General features: G+C 35.9%; 17 protein-coding genes. 16 read left to right on the top strand and 1 reads right to left on the bottom strand.

Annotation, left to right across the window (positions count from 1 at the left end):
* Positions 1–75: 75 nt before the first annotated feature.
* The 13 genes from QWY91_RS08435 (at position 76) to QWY91_RS08375 (ending at position 15,832) form a co-directional block, all read left to right on the top strand.
* Positions 76–2,922 carry a glycosyl hydrolase 115 family protein gene (locus tag QWY91_RS08435; protein WP_290233732.1) on the top strand — a complete coding sequence of 949 codons (2,847 nt, stop codon included), beginning with the start codon at positions 76–78 and terminating at the stop codon, positions 2,920–2,922.
* A 9-nt stretch (positions 2,923–2,931) separates the two neighbouring features.
* Positions 2,932–4,116 (top strand): mannonate dehydratase, encoded by a 1,185-nt coding sequence (gene uxuA / locus QWY91_RS08430; RefSeq protein ID WP_290233728.1) that lies wholly within the window; start codon positions 2,932–2,934, stop codon positions 4,114–4,116.
* Positions 4,117–4,120: 4 nt separating this feature from the next.
* Entirely contained in the window at positions 4,121–4,927 is an 807-nt protein-coding gene (locus QWY91_RS08425) for an SDR family oxidoreductase (protein ID WP_290233726.1), read from the top strand.
* Between the two features lie 184 nt (positions 4,928–5,111).
* Positions 5,112–5,945, top strand: coding sequence for a 5-dehydro-4-deoxy-D-glucuronate isomerase (gene kduI / locus QWY91_RS08420; RefSeq protein WP_290233725.1), 834 nt, complete (start codon positions 5,112–5,114; stop codon positions 5,943–5,945).
* 6 nt (positions 5,946–5,951) lie between these two features.
* The gene (locus QWY91_RS08415; protein WP_290237073.1) at positions 5,952–6,716 is read left to right on the top strand and encodes an SDR family NAD(P)-dependent oxidoreductase; all 765 of its coding nucleotides are present in this window, start codon (positions 5,952–5,954) and stop codon (positions 6,714–6,716) included.
* 29 nt (positions 6,717–6,745) lie between these two features.
* Positions 6,746–8,149: a glucuronate isomerase gene (gene uxaC / locus QWY91_RS08410; RefSeq protein ID WP_290233722.1), complete on the top strand. Its 1,404-nt coding sequence runs from the start codon at positions 6,746–6,748 to the stop codon at positions 8,147–8,149.
* Entirely contained in the window at positions 8,150–9,172 is a 1,023-nt protein-coding gene (locus tag QWY91_RS08405; protein WP_290233717.1) for a sugar kinase, read from the top strand.
* Positions 9,173–9,308: 136 nt separating this feature from the next.
* Positions 9,309–9,977 (top strand): bifunctional 4-hydroxy-2-oxoglutarate aldolase/2-dehydro-3-deoxy-phosphogluconate aldolase, encoded by a 669-nt coding sequence (locus tag QWY91_RS08400; protein WP_290233716.1) that lies wholly within the window; start codon positions 9,309–9,311, stop codon positions 9,975–9,977.
* On the top strand, positions 9,977–10,963 hold the full coding sequence (locus QWY91_RS08395) for a TRAP transporter substrate-binding protein (RefSeq protein WP_290233713.1): 987 nt from the start codon (positions 9,977–9,979) through the stop codon (positions 10,961–10,963). Before QWY91_RS08400 ends, QWY91_RS08395 begins: the two co-directional genes overlap by 1 nt.
* 4 nt (positions 10,964–10,967) lie before the next feature.
* Positions 10,968–11,435 carry a TRAP transporter small permease gene (locus QWY91_RS08390; protein WP_290233712.1) on the top strand — a complete coding sequence of 156 codons (468 nt, stop codon included), beginning with the start codon at positions 10,968–10,970 and terminating at the stop codon, positions 11,433–11,435.
* Positions 11,432–12,721, top strand: coding sequence for a TRAP transporter large permease (locus QWY91_RS08385; RefSeq protein WP_290233709.1), 1,290 nt, complete (start codon positions 11,432–11,434; stop codon positions 12,719–12,721). Before QWY91_RS08390 ends, QWY91_RS08385 begins: the two co-directional genes overlap by 4 nt.
* A gap of 14 nt (positions 12,722–12,735) precedes the next feature.
* Complete coding sequence (locus tag QWY91_RS08380) at positions 12,736–14,187, top strand: tagaturonate reductase (protein ID WP_290233706.1); 1,452 nt, start codon at positions 12,736–12,738, stop codon at positions 14,185–14,187.
* A gap of 28 nt (positions 14,188–14,215) precedes the next feature.
* Complete coding sequence (locus QWY91_RS08375) at positions 14,216–15,832, top strand: UxaA family hydrolase (RefSeq protein WP_290233704.1); 1,617 nt, start codon at positions 14,216–14,218, stop codon at positions 15,830–15,832.
* Here the strand turns inward: QWY91_RS08375 and QWY91_RS08370 are convergent.
* Positions 15,827–16,849 (bottom strand): LacI family DNA-binding transcriptional regulator, encoded by a 1,023-nt coding sequence (locus QWY91_RS08370; RefSeq protein ID WP_290233701.1) that lies wholly within the window; start codon positions 16,847–16,849, stop codon positions 15,827–15,829. The two genes, QWY91_RS08375 and QWY91_RS08370, sit on opposite strands and share 6 nt — an antisense overlap.
* Before the next feature lie 260 nt (positions 16,850–17,109).
* On the opposite strand from QWY91_RS08370, the gene QWY91_RS08365 reads away from it, so the two are divergent.
* The 3 genes from QWY91_RS08365 (at position 17,110) to QWY91_RS08355 (ending at position 21,962) form a co-directional block, all read left to right on the top strand.
* Entirely contained in the window at positions 17,110–17,232 is a 123-nt protein-coding gene (locus QWY91_RS08365) for a hypothetical protein (protein WP_290233696.1), read from the top strand.
* A gap of 157 nt (positions 17,233–17,389) precedes the next feature.
* Positions 17,390–18,823, top strand: coding sequence for a glycoside hydrolase family 28 protein (locus QWY91_RS08360; protein WP_290233695.1), 1,434 nt, complete (start codon positions 17,390–17,392; stop codon positions 18,821–18,823).
* Positions 18,824–18,881: 58 nt separating this feature from the next.
* The gene (locus tag QWY91_RS08355) at positions 18,882–21,962 is read left to right on the top strand and encodes a SusC/RagA family TonB-linked outer membrane protein (protein ID WP_290233692.1); all 3,081 of its coding nucleotides are present in this window, start codon (positions 18,882–18,884) and stop codon (positions 21,960–21,962) included.
* Positions 21,963–21,964 lie beyond the last annotated feature (2 nt).

The following is a 21,964-nucleotide window of genomic DNA, read 5'->3' as shown; positions in this document are numbered from 1 at the left end:
ACATTTATTAAAATTCATGATAGAACAGGACGAGCGATTTCAGCAGTTTACTATATTTATGCTTAAAACGTTTTAATGCTCCAATTGAGATATATTTTATGTTGCCTTTTCTTTATTACTATTCATTGCTTTGGCTTCCAAAAGCAAGAAATTAAAAATGAAGGATTTTCTATAAGTACGATTTACTACGAAAAAACCGGCAACAGTTTAGATTCTATTTCAGCTCATTTACTTTCTGAAGATCTATTTAAAATTACGGGAGATAAACCTGCAATTTCCACTTCTGAAGAAACACTTCAAAAAAGCAGTATTTTAATTGGAAATATTAATGCTGAATTTATTCAGAAACAACTTGCAGTTACAGTTCCGAAGACTTTCAAAAAACAGAAAGAAAGCTATTATCAAGGTTGGTCAAAAGACAAGAAACATTTTATTATCGCCGGAACCGATCCTCGCGGAACCGCTTATGGGGTTTTCGATCTTGCTGAAAAAAATGGGGTATCTCCGTGGTACTGGTGGGCAGATGTTCCGGTAAAAAAGTCTGGTAAATTGAAGTTTACCGAAAAGGATTATTTTTCTAAAGCACCTTCGGTAGAATTTCGCGGGATATTTTTAAACGATGAAGATTGGGGATTGCAGCCTTGGGCCGCTAAAAATTTTGAAACCGAAACCGGTGATATTGGCCCTAAAACCTATGCTAAGATCTTCGAATTATTATTAAGGCTAAAGGCAAATGCTATTTGGCCGGCTATGCATCCCAGTACCAAGGCATTTTTTCATTATCCTGGAAATAAACAAATAGCAGAAAAATATCATATCGTTTTAGGAAGTTCGCACGCAGAGCCCATGTTGCGAAATAATGTAGATGAGTGGAAAGATGATTTTGGTCATTTTGATTATAAAAATAATAAGGCTAAAATCAACGAATATTGGGAAAGTAGAATCGAAGAATCTAAAGATTTGGATGCCATTTTTACGGTTGGAATGCGTGGTATTCACGATAGCGGGATGGAAGGCGTAAACAGTATCGAAGAAGCCGCTACTGTATTAGAATCGGTAATACAAAATCAGCGATCGATGCTAGAAAAACATCGAGATAAAAATGCTGCTGAAATTCCGCAAGCTTTCACGATTTATAAAGAGGTTTTGGATGTTTATGACCATGGAATGGATTTACCAGACGACGTTACATTGGTTTGGACAGATGATAATTATGGTTATATAAGGCGATTAGGAAATCAACAAGAACAGGAGCGTATTGGCGGTTCTGGCGTGTATTACCATGCTTCGTATTGGGGACGACCACATAATTATTTATGGCTTAGTACGACCAATCCCGCTTTAATTTGGGAAGAAATGCATAAAGCCTATGAAATGAATGCTCGTAAAATTTGGATTCTGAATGTTGGATATTTGAAACCTGCGGAATATAACATGCAACTTTTTCTGGATATGGCTTACGATATGAGTCAATTTGAATCTGCTTCGGAACTTGAAAATCATAGAAATGAATTCTATACAACTATCTTCGGAAAAGAACTAGGAACTCAAATTTCAGCATTAAGAAAAGAATATTACGACTTTGCATGGGAACGGAAACCGGAATTTATGGGATGGAGCCAAACCGAACCTAATACGGAAGTTAAGTCTACTTCATATTCAGCATTTGATTACGGCGATGAGATTCAGCATCGATTAGAAACATATCAAAATTTAGGAAGGCAATCAGATCGTGTTTTTAAAAATAGTCCAGATTCGTTGAAAAACGGCTATTTTCAATTAGTACATTATCCAATTAAGGGCGCAATGTTTATGAATCAGAAACAGTTGAATCGTGATTTAGCTGAAAAATATGCAAAACAAGGTCGAATTTCAGCAAAAAGCTATCAGCAAAAATCATTGGATTCTTACGATAGTATTCAGAAGATAACAGCGAGATATAATACTATTTCAGATGGAAAATGGAAAGGAATCATGTCTATGAAACCTAGAAATTTACCGGTTTTCGAGAAACCAGAATTCAATTATAAAATTAAGAATACTGAAAAAACAGTTGATTTTTATATTGAAGGTGAGCACGACAGAACGAATAAGTTACCTACTTTTTACAAAGGCGCTAACGATACCTATTTTCTGGATATATTTCTTACCAAAATAGGAATTGTAAAATGGAGTTTGAATGATCTACCGGAATGGATAATGGTTTCGAATAGAAGTGGCGAATTAAATTCAGATTTCAATGCACTTCAAAACCGAATTTATTTTCAAATAAACTGGGATCAATACACAAAATCTAGAAATAACGATGATCATTTTATACTTCAATTAGGTAGAGATTTTCATCAAATAGATCTTCAAATTAAAGAATATGAGCATCAAGAATCTGGCGTTTTCGAAAAAAACGGATTAGCCGTTGTGTATGCTGAAAACTTTCAGGAACAATCAGCTTTCAGAAATTATAAATGGCAAAAGATAGCTGATTTAGGTTATTCTGGGGCGGTTATGCAAGCAATGCCTTTAAATGAAAAACCATTGGATACTATAGATTTTCAGATGAAACATCCTAAACTGACTTACGAGATTTCGACCGAGAGTACTGCCGAATCAGCAGTCTTAATTTTGAATGCACTTCCAACGCATCCAATTACTAATAAACATGGTGTGAGAATAGGTGTTAAATGGGATAACGAACCGATTAAGATTCTGAATTTTGAAACGCAAGGTAGAAGTGCAACTTGGAAAGAAAATGTACTTAGTAATAAAGCTGAAGCGAAATTGCCTGTAAATCTTACAAAGCCGGGAAAACATACTTTAAATATTTATATGATCGATCCGGGAGTTGCCTTAGATTTTATATATTTAAAAACAACCGATAAATCTTTACCTTACGGTTTATTAAAGGAAACAAAACTAAAAAACTAAATAAAAACAATGATTTTCGAACAAAGCTGGCGATGGTATGGTCCCGATGATCCGGTATCGCTAAATTCTATAAAACAAGCTGGTGCGCATGGTGTGGTTACGGCATTGCATCAAATTCCTGTTGGCGATATTTGGTCACAGGAGGCTATTCAGGAACGAATTAATTTGCTAGAAGAGAGCAATCGATTACATTCTTTTAAATTACATTGGAATGTTGTAGAAAGCTTACCAGTGCATGAGTTTATAAAACAAGGACGACCAGAAAGAGATCAGTTAATCGAAAATTATAAAGAAAGTATCAAAAATTTAGCGGCTTGTGGCGTTAAAACAATTTGTTACAATTTTATGCCTATTTTGGACTGGCTAAGAACAAACGTTCGGTTTGAATTAGAAGACGGAAGCACGGCTTTATTACACGAAATGATCGATGTAGTGATTTTCGATGTTTATATGTTGCAACGCAAAGATGCTGAAAAATCGTATTCTGATGATATTTTGCAAAAAGCGCGTGAGAAATACGATAGTCTTTCCGACGAAGAAATTAAAGTTTTAAAGCAAAGTCTTTTAATGGCGCTTCCTGGCGATAAAGACGGATTTACTATTGAAAAGTTGAAAAATGGATTGGCGCAATACGATAATATCTCCAGAGAACAACTTCAGGATAATATGATTTATTTTCTAGAGGCGGTAATTCCGGTTGCTGAAAAGTATAATGTAGTTTTAGCGGTACATCCGGATGATCCGCCGTGGCCGGTTTTTGGACTTCCCAGAATTGTGAGCAATGCTGAAGACTTGAAATTTATTTTTGAAAAAGTCCCATCAAAGCATAACGGACTAACATTTTGTAGTGGAAGTTTAGGCGCTTCGGAAGAAAATAATCTTCCCGAGATTATAAAAACTTGGTATGATAGAATTCATTTTGTGCATCTACGCTCAGTAAATCGTGTAAAACCTTATCATTTTTATGAAGCCAATCATTTAGAAGGAAGCGCTAAAATGTTCGATTTGGTAAAGAATTTTTATGAATGCTCTAAAGGCAAAAATAGACTTTTACCGATGCGACCAGATCACGGTCACGAAATGATGGACGACCAAGGGAAACCTTATTATCCTGGATATTCTGCAATAGGAAGGTTGCGTGGTTTAGCAGAATTACGAGGATTAGAATTCGGAATTATAAACGCATTGAAATAATTATATGTTTGAATTAAACGGAAAAGTAGCTATTGTTACTGGAGGAAACGGAGTTTTAGGCGGAGCAATCGCTCATGGTTTATCCAAAAACGGCGCTAAAGTGGCCATTTTGGGTAGAACGAAAGAAACAGTTAATAGTAGAGTTGAAGAAATTAAAAATAATGGAGGAGAAGCTCTAGCCTTGGTCGCTGATGTTTTGGATAGATCAAGTTTAAAAAGCGCAAAGGAAAAAGTACTTTCGGAATGGGGAAGTATTGATATCCTGGTAAATGGCGCCGGCGGAAATAAAAAAGGCGCGGTGATTACTCCAGATCAGGAATTTTTTGATCTTTCTATGGAAGCCTTAGATGGTGTAAATCAATTGAACTTCAACGGAACCGTATTACCAACACTTGTTTTTGCTGAAGAAATGGTAAAACAGAAAAAGGGAAGTATCATAAACATCTCTTCTATGGCAGCGCAGCGAACAATTACTCGAGTGATGGGTTATTCAGCTTCTAAAGCAGCGATAGATAATTTTACTAAATGGCTTTCCGTAGAAATGAATCATAAGTATGGCGAAGGTTTGCGCGTAAATGCTATCGCCCCTGGATTTTTCGTAGGGGAACAAAACCGAGATCTATTATTAAACGAAGATGGTTCTTTAACCAGCCGCGGACAAAGAATTGTGAATCAAACTCCTATGGGACGTTTTGGAGAACCAGAAGAATTGCAGGGCGCTGCGGTATGGTTAGCTAGCAACGCCTCAGCTTTCGTCACTGGAACAGTAATTCCTATCGATGGTGGCTTTAATGCGTTTAGTGGAGTTTAATAAATAATTTCTAAACTAAGATTATATTAAATCTTTACTAAAAAAAGAGAAGAATAATTTGTGTAATCGATTGCATAATTCTAAATTAGTATCAAATATTTCTCAGGCTAGTCCGGGATGCAATTTTCAATAATTTTGAATAACTTGCTCTTTTACCATACAAAATCAGAAAATAACTAAAATTATGACAACATCAGAATTTAGATATGCACATCATCCCGAAGATGTGAAAAGATATACAACAGAAGAACTTCGTAAACATTTTCTTATTCCGGAGCTGTTTGTAAAAGATGAAATAAAATTAACCTATACCATGTATGACCGCTATATAGCAGGGGGTGCATTTCCGGTTGATAAAGCTTTGAAATTGGAACCTATCGACGAGTTAAAAGCAGAAAACTTTCTAGATCGTCGTGAATTAGGGGTTATAAATGTAGGTGGTAAAGGTAAAGTAACCGTGGATGGTGAAGTTTATGAAATTGGTCATCGTGAAGCTATTTACGTAGGTAGAGGATCTAAAGAGGTAATTTTCGAAGCTACAGACGAGCAGCCTTATTTTTATATTAATTCGGCGCCTGCACATAGAGTAAATCCTACCAAAAAAGTAACTAGAGCAGAGGCAGAGATCGTTGAGTTGGGAGATAGTAAAACTTCGAACAAACGTGTGATTAATAAATTAATCGTCAATAGCGTGGTAGAAACTTGTCAGCTTCAAATGGGGATGACAGAACTTCAAGAAGGTTCAGTATGGAACACAATGCCACCACACACGCACGAGCGTAGAATGGAAGTTTATTTTTACTTCGATTTAGAAGAAGGGCAAACCATTAGCCACTTTATGGGACAACCTCATGAAACTCGTCACGTATTTATGAAAAATCACCAAGCCATTATTTCTCCGGAATGGTCTATTCACGCCGGTGCAGGAACTTCAAACTATACGTTTATTTGGGGAATGGCAGGTGAGAATTTAGATTACGGAGATATGGATAAAGTAACTCCAGACGAACTTAAATAAGAAGCAATTATGAGTTTATTTAGTTTAGAAGGAAAAACAGCTTTAGTAACCGGATGTAAACGTGGGATAGGTTTTGCCATGGCAGAAGCCTTAGCAGAAGCCGGAGCAAATATTCTTGGAGTTTCTGCTTCTTTAGAATTAGAAGGTTCGGCAATCGAAAAGCGAATCAAAGAAATAGGAAAAGATTTTACAGGATATCAGTGTGATTTTTCAGATAGAAAATCACTTTATGCATTTATTGAGAAAGCAAAATCTGAAAATCCACAAATAGATATTTTAATCAATAACGCGGGTACGATAATGCGTAAGCCTGCAGCAGAGCATCCAGACGAATATTGGGATAAAGTGATTGAAGTAAACCAAAATGCGCAATTCATTTTAACTCGGGAAATAGGAAAAGAAATGATTGAGCGTGGTCACGGTAAAGTGATTTTTACCGCTTCGTTGTTAACCTTCCAAGGCGGAATTACCGTTCCTGGTTATGCTGCTTCTAAAGGTGCAATTGGTCAATTGACGATGGCTTTTTCTAACGAATGGGCTGGCAAAGGCGTTCAGGTTAATGCAATTGCTCCTGGTTACATTGCTACAGATAACACTCAGGCTTTGCGAGATAATGAGGAAAGAAGCGAAGCTATATTAGCCAGAATACCGGCAGGACGTTGGGGTGAACCAAAAGACTTCAAAGGTCCCACTATATTTTTAGCTTCAGAAGCTAGTGATTATATGAGTGGTAGTATCGTGACCGTAGATGGCGGCTGGATGGGAAGATAATTTTTCTCAAAATATTGAAAATAAGAAAAATGAGTACAAAAACATTTATAACCGATAATTTCCTTTTAGAGAATAAGTATGCAGAAGAGCTGTATCATTCTTATGCAAAAGATCAACCAATTATCGATTACCATAATCATTTACCTCCAGCGCAGATCGCTGCCGATACACAATTCGAAAATATTTCTAAAGTGTGGTTGGCAGGGGATCACTATAAGTGGCGTGCGATGCGAACTTTAGGGATAAACGAAAAGTTTATTACCGGCGATGCAAGTGATAAAGAAAAGTTTGAGGCGTGGGGGAAAACAGTTCCGCATACACTTAGAAACCCGTTATATCACTGGACGCATTTAGAGTTAAAACGTTATTTCGGGATTGAGGAGTTGCTAAATGAAAAAAATGCTTCTTCAATTTATGAAAATGTAAATGCGCAACTTCAACAGAAAGAAAATTCTTGTAGAGGTTTGTTGAATAAGATGAATGTAGAAACTTTATGTACTACAGAAGATCCAACAGACAACTTAAAACATCATCAAACCATTAAAGAACAAAATATCGGGGTAAAAGTTAGTACAGCTTTTCGTCCAGACAAATCAATTTTAATTGATGCAGATGGTTATACCGATTACTTGAAAGAATTAGGTAAAGTTGCCGAGATAGATATTCAGAGTTTTCAGGATCTAAAAGATGCACTTTTAAAGCGTATTCAATATTTCGATGAAAATGGATGCAAATTATGTGATCATGGGTTAAATTCTATGAGCTATGAGGAATTCACAGAAGCTGAAGTAAACGCTGTATTTAAAAGTAAACTTGCAGGAAAAGAAATCTCATTTGGTGATATAGAGAAATTTAAAACTGCCATACTTTTATTTTTAGGTGAGACTTATCATCAATATGGATGGGTACAGCAATTCCATTTAGGAGCGCTTCGTAATAACAACAAACGTATGTTGGCGCAATTAGGGCCAGATACAGGTTGGGATTCTATTGGGGATTATAATCAGGCTGAAAAGCTTTCTAAATTTTTAGACACGCTCGACGGAAAAGATAAATTAACCAAAACCATTTTATACAATCTTAATCCTTCCGATAACGAGATTTTTGCCACAATGATTGGTAATTTTAATGACGGTAGTGTAAAAGGAAAAGTACAGTTAGGTTCTGGTTGGTGGTTTTTAGACCAGAAAGATGGTATGGAAAGACAGATGAATGCACTTTCTAATATGGGATTAATTAGCTGTTTTATTGGAATGTTAACCGACTCTAGAAGTTTTCTTTCTTTCCCAAGACACGAATATTTTAGAAGAGTGTTATGTAATCTCTTCGGAAAAGAAATAGCTTCGGGAGAACTACCGGAAGACATGGAATTAGTTGGAAAAACTATTTCTAATATTTGCTACGGAAATGCCAATGATTATTTCAATTTTTAGATGAAGAAATCAAATCAACATAAAAAGATCGTTTCCTTCGGGGAAGTTTTAATGCGATTATCGCCTGCGGAAAACAGAAAGCTTCCGCAGGCTTCTTCCATGGATTTTTATTTTGGAGGAACTGAAATGAATGTCGCGGCTTCACTCTCTTATTTTGGAGAAAAAACGCAACAAGTAACTAATGTTTCAAACGATTTAGTGGGGGATGCAGCGATCACCGCTATGCGAAAATTCGGAATTGATGTTTCTGCGGTAAATAAAGTAGATTACCCGTTAGGCCTTTATTTTTTAGAGGTGGGTTCTGGAATGCGTGCTAGTAAAATCGCATACAATCGTTTACATGGAAGCTTCGCTAATATAACACCAGATTCTGTAAATTGGGATAACATTTTAGATGATGCCGGTCTTTTACACTGGACGGGTATTTCTCCGGCAATTTCAGAGGGGGCTTATAAAACTTTAAAAATCGGACTCGAAAAAGCGAGAGCTAAGGGATTAACTATTACTGCAGATCCTGCTTACCGTAGTAACCTTTGGAAATATGGCAAAGATGGTTTCGAAGTGCTTAAAGAGCTGGTAAACTTATCTACTATATTTATTGGTGGAGTAAACGAAATAAATGAAATTCTTAAAACTGATTTCGATTTCTCTAAAGATGGATTTATCGAGGCGAGTAAAGCTTTAATCAAAGAATGTCCTTCTATAGAAAAAGTTTTCGATAAGGTAAGAACCGGTGTAAGCGCTAGTTGGCAAAAAGTTTATGGTAGAGCCTGGATAGGTGACGAATATATCGAAACGAAAGAATTAGAAATTACAGATGTTATTGATCGTATAGGAACCGGAGATGCTTATGCAGCCGGACTAATTTATGGTTTGATTCATTTTGAAGATCAGCAGGCGTTAAACTTTGCAAATGCAGCTTGTGCATTAAAACATACTATTTTAGGAGATGCTAATTTAGTAAGCCCTGAAGAAGTATTAGAAGTGATTGACGGAAGTACGGGTGGAAGAATTAAAAGGTAGTTTTTTGATAAAAGACACAAGATTTTCTTCAATTTATTTTAGAATTTCATGCTGATAATAACTTGAATAAATTCTGTATTAAATTAGAACTGAAAATCTACAAATAGGAAATAATTTAACTTATAACCATTATTAAATGGCAACATATTCAAGAATAGCGGTAGTGCAACAGATGAAAGAGACAGGAATAGTTCCGGTTTTTTACCATTCTGATACACAAACTTGTAAAGAAATTTTAAAAGCCTGTTATGATGGCGGAGCTCGTGTCTTCGAATTTACCAATCGCGGTGATTTCGCTCATGAGGTTTTTGGTGAATTAGTAAAGTATGCTGTGAAAGAATTGCCAGGTATGATGCTTGGTGTAGGTTCGGTAATCGATGCTGGTACGAGTGCACTTTATCTTCAGTTGGGTACAAACTTTATTGTTTCTCCTTTGGTTAATGCTGAAATGGCTAAAACCTGTAATCGTAGGAAAGTGGCTTGGATGCCAGGATGCGGTTCAGTAACAGAGATAAATTATGCTGAAGAATTGGGAGCAGAGGTTGTAAAGATCTTCCCGGGCTCTCAGGTTGGTGGGCCTTCATTTGTGAAAGCGGTTAAAGGGCCTTTACCCTGGGCAAGTATTATGCCTACAGGTGGTGTCTCGCCCACTAAAGAGAACCTACAAGAATGGTTTTCTGCCGGTGTTCACTGTGTAGGGATCGGATCTAAACTTTTCATTAAAAATGAAGATGGAAAATTTGATCTACAAAAAGTTCAGGCAAAAGTTGAAGAAGCCATAAATATTGTTGAATCATTAAGATAATGAAGATAATAGGAAAAAAATACTTGTTTTATTTTTCGTTATGCAGTCTGTTGCTATTAGCAGGCTGCCATTCGGAAGATCAGACAAAAGTAATACGCCTGGGACACGGGCTTGATACTTCTCATCCAGTGCATAAGGCTATGAAGTTTATGGCCGATCGGTTGGAGGAAAAATCTGGAGGATCGATGACTATTGATATTTATCCCAATCAGCAATTAGGGTCTGAAAGGGAATGTCTTGAGTTGTTGCAGATAGGGAGTTTAGGAATGACAAAGGTTTCTACCGGAGTTCTCGAGAACTTTGCACCAGAGCTGAAAGTTTTCGGCTTACCATTTTTATTTAGAGATCGCGATCATCGTTTCAATGTCTTAGAAGGTAAAATAGGACAAGATCTTTTGCTAGCTAGTGAACGAAATCGTTTGAGAGGTCTTACGTTTTACGATGCCGGAAGTAGAAGTTTTTATAGCACTAAACCTTTAAATACACCTCAAGATTTAAAAGGACTAAAAGTGAGGGTGATGGAAAGTCAAACCGCGATCAATATGGTAAAAAATCTTGGTGGTTCTCCAACACCAATTAGTTGGGGAGAACTTTACACGGCACTACAACAAGGTATCGTAGATGGCGCGGAAAATAATTTACCTAGTTTCTATCTTTCTTACCATTACGAAGTATGTAAATATTTTATGGTCGATGAGCATACAGCATTGCCAGACGAATTAATAGTGAGTACTATTATCTGGGATAAATTGAATGAGCAGGAACAAAAGTGGTTGAAAGAAGCCGCTATGGAATCTGCCGAATATGAGAAAAAAATCTGGCACGAAGCCGAACAGCATGCTTTAGAAGAAATTAAAAAAGCGGGAGTAAAAGTTACCTATCCAGATAAAGAAATATTTCGTGAAAAGGTAGAGCCTATGTACGAAAAATTTAAAGAGGACCCGGTAATGGAAAAAACAATAGAAGCAATACAAGCTGTACAATAGAATTATGAAAAAAGTATTAGACAAACTACTGGGAGGGTTTTTGGTGTTTTTAATGACTTTGATAGTAATTGCCGTTTTATGGCAGGTTTTTTCAAGGTACGTTTTACAAAACCCAAGTTCAGTAACCGAGGAAATTGCCCGGTATTTATTGATTTGGATTGGTTTATTAGGAGCGGCTTATGCCTCTGGACAACAGGAGCATTTAGCAATCAATATTTTACCACCTAAATTAAACCCAGACAACAGAATTAAATTAATGATTTTTATAAATATCCTGATCATTCTTTTCTGTGTGACGGTATTGATCATCGGAGGAGGAAATTTAGTATTAATGAATATAGAACTAGGGCAGGATTCAGCAGCATTACATCTGCCATTATCTGTAGTATATACAGTAATACCACTAAGCGGTGCGCTGATTATAATTTATAAGTTGAACGAAATTTTTAATCCTAAAAAATACTTATTATGATTACAGAAATACTCATTTTGGTCATTTCTTTCGTGATCTTATTAAGTATAGGAGTGCCTGTAGCATGGTCTATTGGAATTTCATGTTTGGTTACGATTTTATTTTCTATCGATCCAATCGCTTCATTTACTACAGTATCCCAACGCATGGCCACAGGCCTAGATAGCTTTTCGCTATTGGCGATTCCGTTTTTTATTCTGGCGGGACAAATAATGAATCAGGGGGGAATCGCGAATCGCTTAATTAAATTTGCGAAAGCTTTGATTGGCTCCTTGCCCGGTGGTTTAATCTATGTAAATGTGATTGCTGCCATGTTATTTGGAGCTATTTCTGGATCTGCAGTTGCGGCCGCTTCTGCTATTGGAGGGATCTTAGGACCGCCAATGGAGAAAGAGAACTATTCTAAAGAATTTGGAGCTGCGATAAATGTAACTGCATCGACAACGGGATTGATTATTCCACCTTCAAACGTGCTAATTGTGTATTCGTTAGCTAGTGGTGGCGTTTCTATTGCGAGTTTATTTTTAGCGGGATATATTCCGGGTATTTTAATGGGATTGGCGTTAATGCTAGTTGCTTCAGTATGGATAAAAAAGAAGAAATATCCTCCGGGAACCAAATCTAGCTTTAAGCTAATTACAGTTAGTTTTCTTGATGCTTTACCAAGTTTGTTATTATTGGTAGTAGTTATTGGAGGAATTGTTTCCGGAATCTTTACAGCTACAGAAGCTTCAGGAATTGCTGTGCTTTATACTTTGATTCTAGCGACAATCTACCGTGAAATAAACCTCAAAAAACTATATAATATTTTCCTAAGTTCAGTAGGAACCACTTCAATTGTATTATTACTTATAGCAACCTCTATGAGTATGAGCTGGGTAATGTCTTTTGAAAACATTCCGCAGACCGTTAGCGATCTACTATTAGGCTTAAGCGAGAATAAATATGTTATTCTTATTATAATCAATTTGCTCTTACTTTTTGTAGGAACGTTTATGGATATGACGCCAGCCGTATTAATTTTTACACCAATTTTACTTCCTGTTATGCAGAATTTAGGTGTAGATCCTGTGCATTTCGGGATGATTATGGTAATGAATTTATGTGTTGGATTATGTACACCGCCAGTAGGAGCCGTACTCTTTATTGGGGTAGGAGTAGCGAAGACGACCATCCAAAAAGTAATGAAACCCTTGTTACCATTGTACGTGGTTATGTTTATTGTTTTATTATTAGTGACTTATATCCCAGAAATTAGCCTTTGGCTGCCAAAATTATTTGAATAAAATAAGATTTTAACATGGAAAAATTGAACCGAAAAAACGCAAATCTTACATCGACGCTACCAATAAAGGTAGTGCAGTTTGGCGAAGGAAACTTTTTGAGAGCCTTTGTAGATTTTGTGATTGATAAATTAAATAAAGAAGCCGATTTTAATGCTGGGGTTGCTGTAATTCAACCTTTAGCCGGCGGACTTGTAGAAATGCTGAATGAGCAGGATGGGTTATATAACCTGTTTATGAAAGGAGTGAAGCAGGGCAAGGAAATTCAGGAGCAACGAACAATTTCCTGTATTCAAAAAGGAATAAATCCTTATAAAAATTACGAAGATTACTTAAAATTAGCTGAAGAAGAAGCTTTAGAATTCGTGATTTCTAATACTACAGAAGCAGGTATTGCTTACGATGAAAGCGATACATTAGAAGGAACACCGCACAAAAGTTTTCCTGCTAAATTGACAGCACTTTTATATAGAAGATTTAAACATTTTAACGGAGATTCAGCTAAAGGATTAACGATTATTCCTTGCGAGTTGATTAATTATAATGCCGATACCTTAAAGAAAATTATACTTCAATATGCAGAATTATGGAAATTAGAAGCCGATTTCGTAGCTTGGATCAATAACAGTAATAGTTTTCACAACACCTTAGTAGATCGAATTGTTCCTGGGTATCCTAAAGCTGATATTGATGCATATCAAAGTGAACTTCAGTTTGAAGATAAATTGATTGTTTCCGCAGAAGTATTTTTACTTTGGGTAATCGAAGGAGGAGAAACTTTAAAAGCAAAGATTCCATTTGATAAAATTGAAGAAAATATTATCGTAGTAAAAGATATGCAGCCCTATCGAACCAGAAAAGTTCGAATTTTAAACGGCGCGCACACCACTATGGTTCCTTTTTCTATTCTCTTCGGAAATGAAACCGTTAAAGAAACTGTAGATCATGACTTTACGGGAGCCTTTGTAAAAGAAGCAATTTTTAAAGAAATAATCCCAACACTATCATTATCTGAAGAGGAGCTGAAAGCTTTTGCTGAAGAAGTTTTAGACCGTTTTAGAAATCCTTTTATTAAGCACCAATTAGCAAGTATCGCTTTAAATTCAATTTCAAAATTTAAAGTTAGAGTCTTACCTAGTTTATTAGCTTTTCAGAAAGATTGCAATCGATTACCTTTGCATCTTACTTTTGCATTCGCTTGTTTAATAAGATTTTATAGAGGCGAATGGAATAATCATACTTTGCCGATTAATGATGATGATGCGGTTGTTGCTGAACTCAAAAGAGTTTGGGAAATGCACAGTTATCAGGAAATTAGCGGAGAAATATTGAAAAACGAAAAATTTTGGGACAGCGATCTAACAAAAGTTCCAGGTTTACAAGACAACATTGCCTTAGCTTTAGAATTGATTGAAACTAAAGGTATAGAGGAAGGATATAAAAATTTTACTGAAAAAGCTACAATCTAGTACTTATTCAGCTTAAAACTTAGGAGAAATGAAGAATAAATTAATTAAAGTACATCCAGACGATAATGTAGCTATTGCCTTGATAGATCTTTGGCAGGGTGATAAGATAAATTTTGAGGGCGAAGATGTAATCATACTTTCTGATGTTAAAGCGAAGCATAAAATTACGATGGTTGATCTAGAACCTGAAAGTAAAATTTTTATGTATGGCGTGTTGGTAGGAAAAGCGACTAGCAGCATTAAGAGAGGGGACGTACTTACAGTAGATAATGTAAAGCATCAAGCGAGTACAACTACCGGCAAAACCGAAAGTCCAAGCTACAAAAAGCCAGACATTTCTAAATGGAAGGACAAAACCTTTATGGGCTATCATCGTGAAGATGGTCAGGTAGGCACAGCGAATACGTGGTTATTTTTTCCTTTAGTTTTTTGCGAAAATCGAAATGTGGAATTATTGAAAGATGTTTTTGAAAAAGAATTATCACTTCATAAGTCTACCAAGCAGCGAAAATTATTGAGAAATCTAATTAGTGGTAACGATATAGATTTTAATGAAGAAGAAACTGAAAAGGAAGAAGAGGTTTTTAGTAATGTAAATGTTCGTTTTATAACCCATCAAGGAGGTTGCGGTGGTATACGCCAAGATGCTGTTTCTTTATCTAAACTTTTAGCGGGATACGTAAATAATCCAAATGTTGCGGGAGCAACTGTGCTAAGTTTAGGATGCCAGAATTTACAAATAGATATTTTTCAGAATGCACTGGATGCTATAAATCCAGATTTGAAAAAGCCGGTATTAATTTACGAGCAGCAGCAGGAGGGAACTATTGATGATATGCTGAATAAAATTATCCAAGAATCTTTTCAGGGTATTAAAAAAGCAAACGAAATTCAACGAAAACCAGCACCGTTATCAAAACTTAAATTAGGTTTAGAATGTGGTGGATCTGATGGATTTTCAGGAATTTCAGCAAATCCTTCATTAGGTTACGCGTCAGATTTATTGGCAGCCTTAGGAGGTTCACCTATTTTATCTGAATTTCCTGAATTGTGCGGGGTTGAACAGGAATTGGTAAATAGAATTGTTGATGATGAAAAAGCCAAGCGTTTTCTTGAATTAATGCGAGCTTATGAAGATGCGGCTGAAGCTTCTGGATCTGGTTTCGATATGAATCCGTCTCCCGGTAACATTAAAGACGGTTTGATAACTGATGCTATGAAATCTGCCGGAGCTGCCAAAAAAGGAGGAACATCACCTATTCAGGATATTTTGGATTACGGAGAATATGTGACTAAACCAGGATTAAATTTATTGTGCACACCGGGGAACGATGTTGAAAGTACAACAGCTATGGTAGGTTCTGGCGCAAATGTGGTTGTTTTCACCACAGGTTTGGGTACGCCAACAGGAAATCCAATAACGCCTGTAATTAAGCTTTCATCAAACTCAATTTTAGCAGCTCGAATGCCTGATATTATCGATATAGATAGCGGAGCTGTGATTAAGGGAGAAAAAACGATCGAAGAGATGGGAGAAGAAATTTTGGAATATATAATTGATGTCGCTAGTGGGGAGATTACCTCAAAAGCAGATCAAAATAACCAAAATGACTTTATTCCGTGGAAACGTGGAGTTTCTTTATAATTTTCTATTAGAAGAATCTCTAACATAAAGCTCGGGAGCCAGCACAACTTTCTTTTCTGTAGTAAGTGTCTGGCTCTCTTTCGTTTGTTCTAAGAAAACCTGAGCTGCAATCTTACCCATTTCAAGTGGCGTTTGATCGACAGAGGTAATCGGTAATTCCATGTATTTTGTAAATGGCTCGTTACTGAAACCAACCACACATACTTCTTCAGGTATTTTAATTCCATTTGCTTTTAATTCTTGGATTGCACCTAAAGCCGCATAATCACTAGAAGAAAATATTGCATCGGGCTTTTCATCAAACTCCCATAAATCTTTAATTGCTGACGCACCAGATTCCAGTTTACTATTTACCTGAACACTAAATCTTTTTAAAGGTGTAATCTTGTGATCCCTGAGGGCTTTTATATAACCTTCGTGTCTATTCTTATAAATTTCTAAATTTAAATCTCCAGAAAAGTGAGCTATTTTTTTACAACCTTGGTTTATAAGATGTTCGGTAGCTAAATAACCTCCTTTGAAATCGTCTATTACTACCGAGCTTAAACCTTCTACATCCTTTTTACGGTCAAAGAAAATTAGCGGAGTATTTTCTGCAATTGTTTTTTTTATGTGCGACGTATCCTGTGTGGTTTTTGCAACAGACATAAAAATACCATCTACCTGAGTGTTTAGTAATGTGTCAATTTGTTTAACCTCATTACGAACATCTTCATGCGTTTGACAGATAATTACATGATAACCGTGTGGTGATAATTCTTCTTCAATACCACGTATCACACTAGAGAAAAAACTGCGATTTATATACGGAACGATAACCCCTACATTATTTGTACGGCCGCTTTTTAATGCTTGGGCAAGTCGATTTTGCTTATAATTCATCGCTGCTGCCGTTTCCATAACCAATTCCCGAGTTTTCTGACTAATTTTAGGATTGTCATTCAACGCTCTAGAAACAGTTGCTGCACTAATTTTTAGCTTTTTGGAAATGTCATAAATAGTAACTTTCTCTGCCATTCAGGGATTCACTTTTAAAGGTTACAGTTCTTGCTTTACGTGGCACAATATAGGAATAACAATTAAAACAGAATGATTCCGATATTAGTAATATAAAGCCATTAGGCTTAGTTAAATGATAATAGGGAAAAACATTTTTTATATTTTATCATATTTTTTAAGTTTTTATTTGGTTATTGATAATAAATACATAATTTAGTGCAATCGATTACAAAATGTAAGTTCTGAATTTATTTGAATTATAATAAAATTGCATTTAGGTGAAATACTGTTATTCAAACTCTCAGGGCCCTGGAGCCGATGGCGACCGAGTGAAATGGGCGAAAAAATTATCCAAAGAAGAGACCTCCAGATATTCGGTTTCTAATATTATTGATTTCTAATTCAACTTCGCAATTAATAAGCTTTAATAATACCAATACTACATTTCGTTAGCTAGGATTTTTAGTTTTTCTTAGTTTTAAGACTATAAATTATGTTAATTGATAAAGGTTTTATATTTTAGTGCAATCGATTACAAAACGTGTTAAAGATAATTATATGAAAAAACTGCTCTTAGTTTTTACGATTATTACGGCTTTTATGGCCTGTAAAACTCATTCTGAAAAGAATAAGAAGGACAATATGGAAAACGAAATATCAGAAACTGATATTTGGAAGAAAGCAGATAAAATTATCGCAGATATTACAGTGCCTCAGTTCAAAGATCAATTGTTTGATATTACAGAATACGGAGCGGTTGCAGATGGTACAACTAATAATTCTGAAGCATTTAAAAAGGCGATTGCAGCTTGTAATGAAGCAGGGGGAGGTAAAGTTATAGTTCCTGAAGGAAAATTTCTTACAGGTCCTATTCATCTAAAAAGTAATGTGAATTTACATTTAAACGAAGGCTCAGAGGTTTTATTCAGTAAAGATGCAAAAGATTATCTGCCGGCAGTTCATACCTCTTATGAAGGTGTAGAATTAATGAATTATTCGCCTTTAATCTATGCTTACGAACAGGAAAATATTGCTGTTACTGGTAAAGGAACATTTGATGGCCAGGCCGACAATGATAACTGGTGGCCATGGTCTGGTGCAGAGCGTTATGGACATAAGGAAGGTGAGGCGCATCAAAAGCAAGATCACAATTTACCCGCACTAAGAAAAATGAATGAAAAAAATACGCCAGTTTCAGAACGAAATTTTGGAGAGGGACACCAATTGCGTCCAACATTTTTTCAGCCTTTTGGTTGCGAAAACGTTCTAGTTAAGGATGTAACTTTTACTAACGCCCCTTTTTGGGTAATTCATCCTATCAAATCAAATAACGTAACTGTAGATGGTGTAACCGTTAATAGTCATGGCCCTAATAACGATGGATGTGATCCAGAATACGCAAAAAATGTACATATTAAAAATTGTTTATTTAACACAGGGGATGATTGTATAGCTATTAAATCTGGCCGAAATAATGATGGAAGGCGTGTCGCTATTCCTAGTGAAAATATCGTTGTTGAAGATTGTAATATGAAGGATGGTCACGGAGGTGTTGTTATGGGAAGTGAAATTTCTGCCGGTGTTCGTAACGTTTATGTAAGAAATTGTATCATGGATAGTCCCAACTTAGATCGTGCGATTCGTATAAAAACAAACACTCTAAGAGGTGGTTTTGTGGATGGAGTTTATGTTAAAAATATTGAAGTAGGACAGGTGAAAGAAGCTATGCTTAAAGTAAATCTTCATTACGGAATTTATGATAACCAAGAGGGCGAGTTCTTTCCAAATATTTCTAATATCTATCTAGAAGACATTAATGTAGAGAATGCAGGAAAATATGGAATCTTAATTATTGGACGTGAGGGCTCGAAAATTTCGAACATTAATCTTAAGAATATAACCATTAAAGGAGCAGAAACTGCTACAAAAATCACCGATGCTGATCCTGTTAATTACGAAAATGTAACTATAAACGGTTCAAAAATGAAATAGGAATCAGACTTGAAATATGTAACTAATCGAATACTAATTCTAAATACTTGTATGAATAATGAAAACGAACTTTAGAAATTATCTAACGATGTTTTTTTTAATCCTGTCCATTGGAATTTCCAATGAAATTTATGCGCAGGATTTAAAAACAATATCCGGTACCGTAAGCTCTGAAGCAGATGGTATTCCTCTTTCGGGAGTGAATATTTTTGTGGAAGGAACAAATTACGCTACGGTATCAGATTTTGATGGAAATTTTACAATTGAAGCTCCATCAGATGCGACACTAACTGTAAGTTATATAGGCTTTACAACGAAAACGATTGAAGTGGATGGCAGATCAACTATAGATATTCAAATGCAGGACGATGTTCAGGCATTAAGTGATGTTGTAGTTGTTGGTTACGGAAAGGTGAAAAAGACAGATTTAACAGGATCTGTAGGAACAGTAGGAGGTGAAGACTTAGCTGAAAGGAATATGACCAATCCTCTAGAGGCCTTACAGGGTAATGTTCCCGGAGTACAGATTAGCAATTCTACCGGTAGAATTGGAGATGGTTTTGATATTACCATTCGAGGTAAAAATTCTATTAGCGGGAATGTTTCTCCTTTATATGTTGTAGATGGAGTGCCTACAAATAGCATTGATTTTTTGAATCCTCAGGATATTGAGCGAATGGATATCTTGAAGGATGCATCATCTACTGCGATTTATGGTTCAAGAGGTTCAAACGGAGTAGTGATTATATCCACTAAGGACGGAGCGGGAGCTAAAGCTGGCTTCAATGTTTCTTTCGATAATTTTGTTGGTGTACGTGAGGTTACTCGTTTGCCTGAATTAATGTCTCCGGAAAAATGGTGGGGATATCATCAATCGGCTTACTTACCAACCGCAGCCAAAGATCCGTTAACGGGAACAGTTACACCAGAAACGCTAAGAGATGCGGTTTCAGGTGGTGGTAATAATTCAGAATTATTCAATAGAGTAGCTAATGGTGAGTCTTTTGATTGGTACGATGAGGTTCTTAAAACAGGAATTCAACAAAATCATTATCTAAATGTTTCAGGAAGATCAGATAATGGAGTTGGTTATAACTTAGGTTTGGGTTATCAAAAAGAGACCGGAAATATCGAAAATGAGAGTTTAGAAAAATATACTCTTAAATTAGGTATTAATCATCAGGTAACGGACAAAGTATCTTACGGTACTAATCTTACGATTACTTTATTGGAACAAAACTTCGGTAGTGATGTCGCCATGCGTGATGCATTTAGATTAAACCCTTATTTGAGTCCGTATGGATTGGATGGTGAACTTTATCCATTACCAGGAAAACTTCAGGATAATGACGGAAACTTTTTAATCAATAAAACAAGTACGTATAATCCTATTCTGAATATAAATAATACTACCGATGTTAATAAAAGCTGGAATATTCTTTCCAGTACTTATTTTCAATATGATCCTTTAGAGTGGTTAGAATTGAAAACAACTTTTTCAACAGGAATTGAAAATTACAGAATTGGAAGATCTTGGGGTGCACAAACTTCAGTAGGTATTGATAATGATAATTTACCTTCGGCTGAAATCCAGAATGGAGAAAATTTCAATTATACATGGGATAACCAGTTCAATATAAATCATCAGTTTAACGAAGATCATAACGTAAACTTACTTGGATTATTTAGTCTTTATTCTGCCGAAGGAGAAACATCTTCTCAGTCTGCCAGAAGAATTCCATTTGAAACTAAATTCTATAACATCGGTAGTGGTGATCCTGGTACTTATGATATGAATTCTAATTACCAGAAGCAAACGCTGGCATCTTATGCTTTAAGAGCCAATTATTCGCTTATGGATAAGTATTTACTAACCGCTTCTGCTAGATGGGATGGCTCGTCTTTGCTAGCAGATAACTGGGATAGCTTTTTTTCTGGAGCATTAGCATGGAAGCTAAAGCAGGAAAATTTTCTTAAAGATGTAGATGCTATTTCAACCCTTAAGTTGAGAGTAAGTTATGGATTTACAGGAAATAATATTATTGCTCCATATTCAACTATAAATACTTTAGATTCTCGATATTTCTATGATTTCGGCGGTCAGGTAACCACGGGTTGGGTGCCGGGTTCTTTAGCTAATCCATTTTTAAAGTGGGAAAAAACCAGAGAAGTTAATTTTGGGATAGATTTTGGATTCCTGAATAATAGAATAGAGGGTAGTGTAGATTATTACGATAAACTTTCAGACGATCTATTATTAGAACAACAATTGCCATTGGAAAGTGGATGGGATAATATTACAGCAAATATAGGCTCAGTAAGTAATAAAGGGGTAGAGATTGCATTAACAACCAGAAACATTCAAACATCAGATTTTAGCTGGACCACAAATTTCACCTTTACTAGAAACGTAAATGCTATCGAATCGATTTACGGTCAGGATCAGGTAGATGATATTGGTAATAACTTGTTTATAGGGGAGTCTATAGATGCGCATTATAATTATAAGTTTAATGGTATCTGGCAGGCAGATGAAGTGGACGAAGCTGCCGGTTATGGAATGGAAGAAGGACAGGAGAAATTGGTAGATGTTAATAATGATGGCCGGTATACTCCAGAAGATAGAATTATTCTTGGATCTTCAAATCCAGATTGGTCAGGGAGTTTATTTACCAATTTTAGATATAAAAACTGGGATTTATCAGCATCGTTAATCACTAATCAAGGAGTGTTGGTGTACAGTAATTTCCACTCTAACTTTGCAGATGTAAGAGATCGTGGTCGCCAAAAACTAGACTTAAATTGGTATATTCCAGAAAACGGTGCGGGTATTCCTGCACAAGTATCAAATACATATCCACAGGCAAGAAATGAAGGTTCTTTTTGGAGAAATGATGGAGTTGGATATTATCATGAAGCATCTTTCGTAAAGGTCAAAAACATTGGTTTAGGATATAATATATCTGATAAAATGCTAGATAATTTGAACCTGAAGAAATTGAGAGTTTATGCAAATGTTTTAAATCCATTTGTGTTTACAGATTATGAGGGATATGATCCAGAGTGGGCCGGAGCATCTTTAAATACTGGTAGGCCTAGTTCGATTACATATCAGTTAGGATTTAATTTAAATTTTTAGAA

Origin of the sequence: Zunongwangia endophytica, assembly GCF_030409505.1 — a bacterium.
GTDB classification, from domain to species: Bacteria; Bacteroidota; Bacteroidia; order Flavobacteriales; family Flavobacteriaceae; genus Zunongwangia; species Zunongwangia endophytica.
This window is presented reverse-complemented; position numbering and strand designations above follow the sequence as displayed.

Bases quoted from the DNA above. Each gene is read 5' to 3' on its own strand.
- QWY91_RS08435 (WP_290233732.1), top strand. From the start codon at position 76: ATGCTCCAATTGAGATATATTTTATGTTGCCTTTTCTTTATTACTATT.
- uxuA (WP_290233728.1), top strand. From the start codon at position 2,932: ATGATTTTCGAACAAAGCTGGCGATGGTATGGTCCCGATGATCCGGTA.
- QWY91_RS08425 (WP_290233726.1), top strand. From the start codon at position 4,121: ATGTTTGAATTAAACGGAAAAGTAGCTATTGTTACTGGAGGAAACGGA.
- kduI (WP_290233725.1), top strand. From the start codon at position 5,112: ATGACAACATCAGAATTTAGATATGCACATCATCCCGAAGATGTGAAA.
- uxaC (WP_290233722.1), top strand. From the start codon at position 6,746: ATGAGTACAAAAACATTTATAACCGATAATTTCCTTTTAGAGAATAAG.
- QWY91_RS08405 (WP_290233717.1), top strand. From the start codon at position 8,150: ATGAAGAAATCAAATCAACATAAAAAGATCGTTTCCTTCGGGGAAGTT.
- QWY91_RS08400 (WP_290233716.1), top strand. From the start codon at position 9,309: ATGGCAACATATTCAAGAATAGCGGTAGTGCAACAGATGAAAGAGACA.
- QWY91_RS08395 (WP_290233713.1), top strand. From the start codon at position 9,977: ATGAAGATAATAGGAAAAAAATACTTGTTTTATTTTTCGTTATGCAGT.
- QWY91_RS08390 (WP_290233712.1), top strand. From the start codon at position 10,968: ATGAAAAAAGTATTAGACAAACTACTGGGAGGGTTTTTGGTGTTTTTA.
- QWY91_RS08385 (WP_290233709.1), top strand. From the start codon at position 11,432: ATGATTACAGAAATACTCATTTTGGTCATTTCTTTCGTGATCTTATTA.
- QWY91_RS08380 (WP_290233706.1), top strand. From the start codon at position 12,736: ATGGAAAAATTGAACCGAAAAAACGCAAATCTTACATCGACGCTACCA.
- QWY91_RS08375 (WP_290233704.1), top strand. From the start codon at position 14,216: ATGAAGAATAAATTAATTAAAGTACATCCAGACGATAATGTAGCTATT.
- QWY91_RS08370 (WP_290233701.1), bottom strand. From the start codon at position 16,849: ATGGCAGAGAAAGTTACTATTTATGACATTTCCAAAAAGCTAAAAATT.
- QWY91_RS08360 (WP_290233695.1), top strand. From the start codon at position 17,390: ATGAAAAAACTGCTCTTAGTTTTTACGATTATTACGGCTTTTATGGCC.
- QWY91_RS08355 (WP_290233692.1), top strand. From the start codon at position 18,882: ATGAAAACGAACTTTAGAAATTATCTAACGATGTTTTTTTTAATCCTG.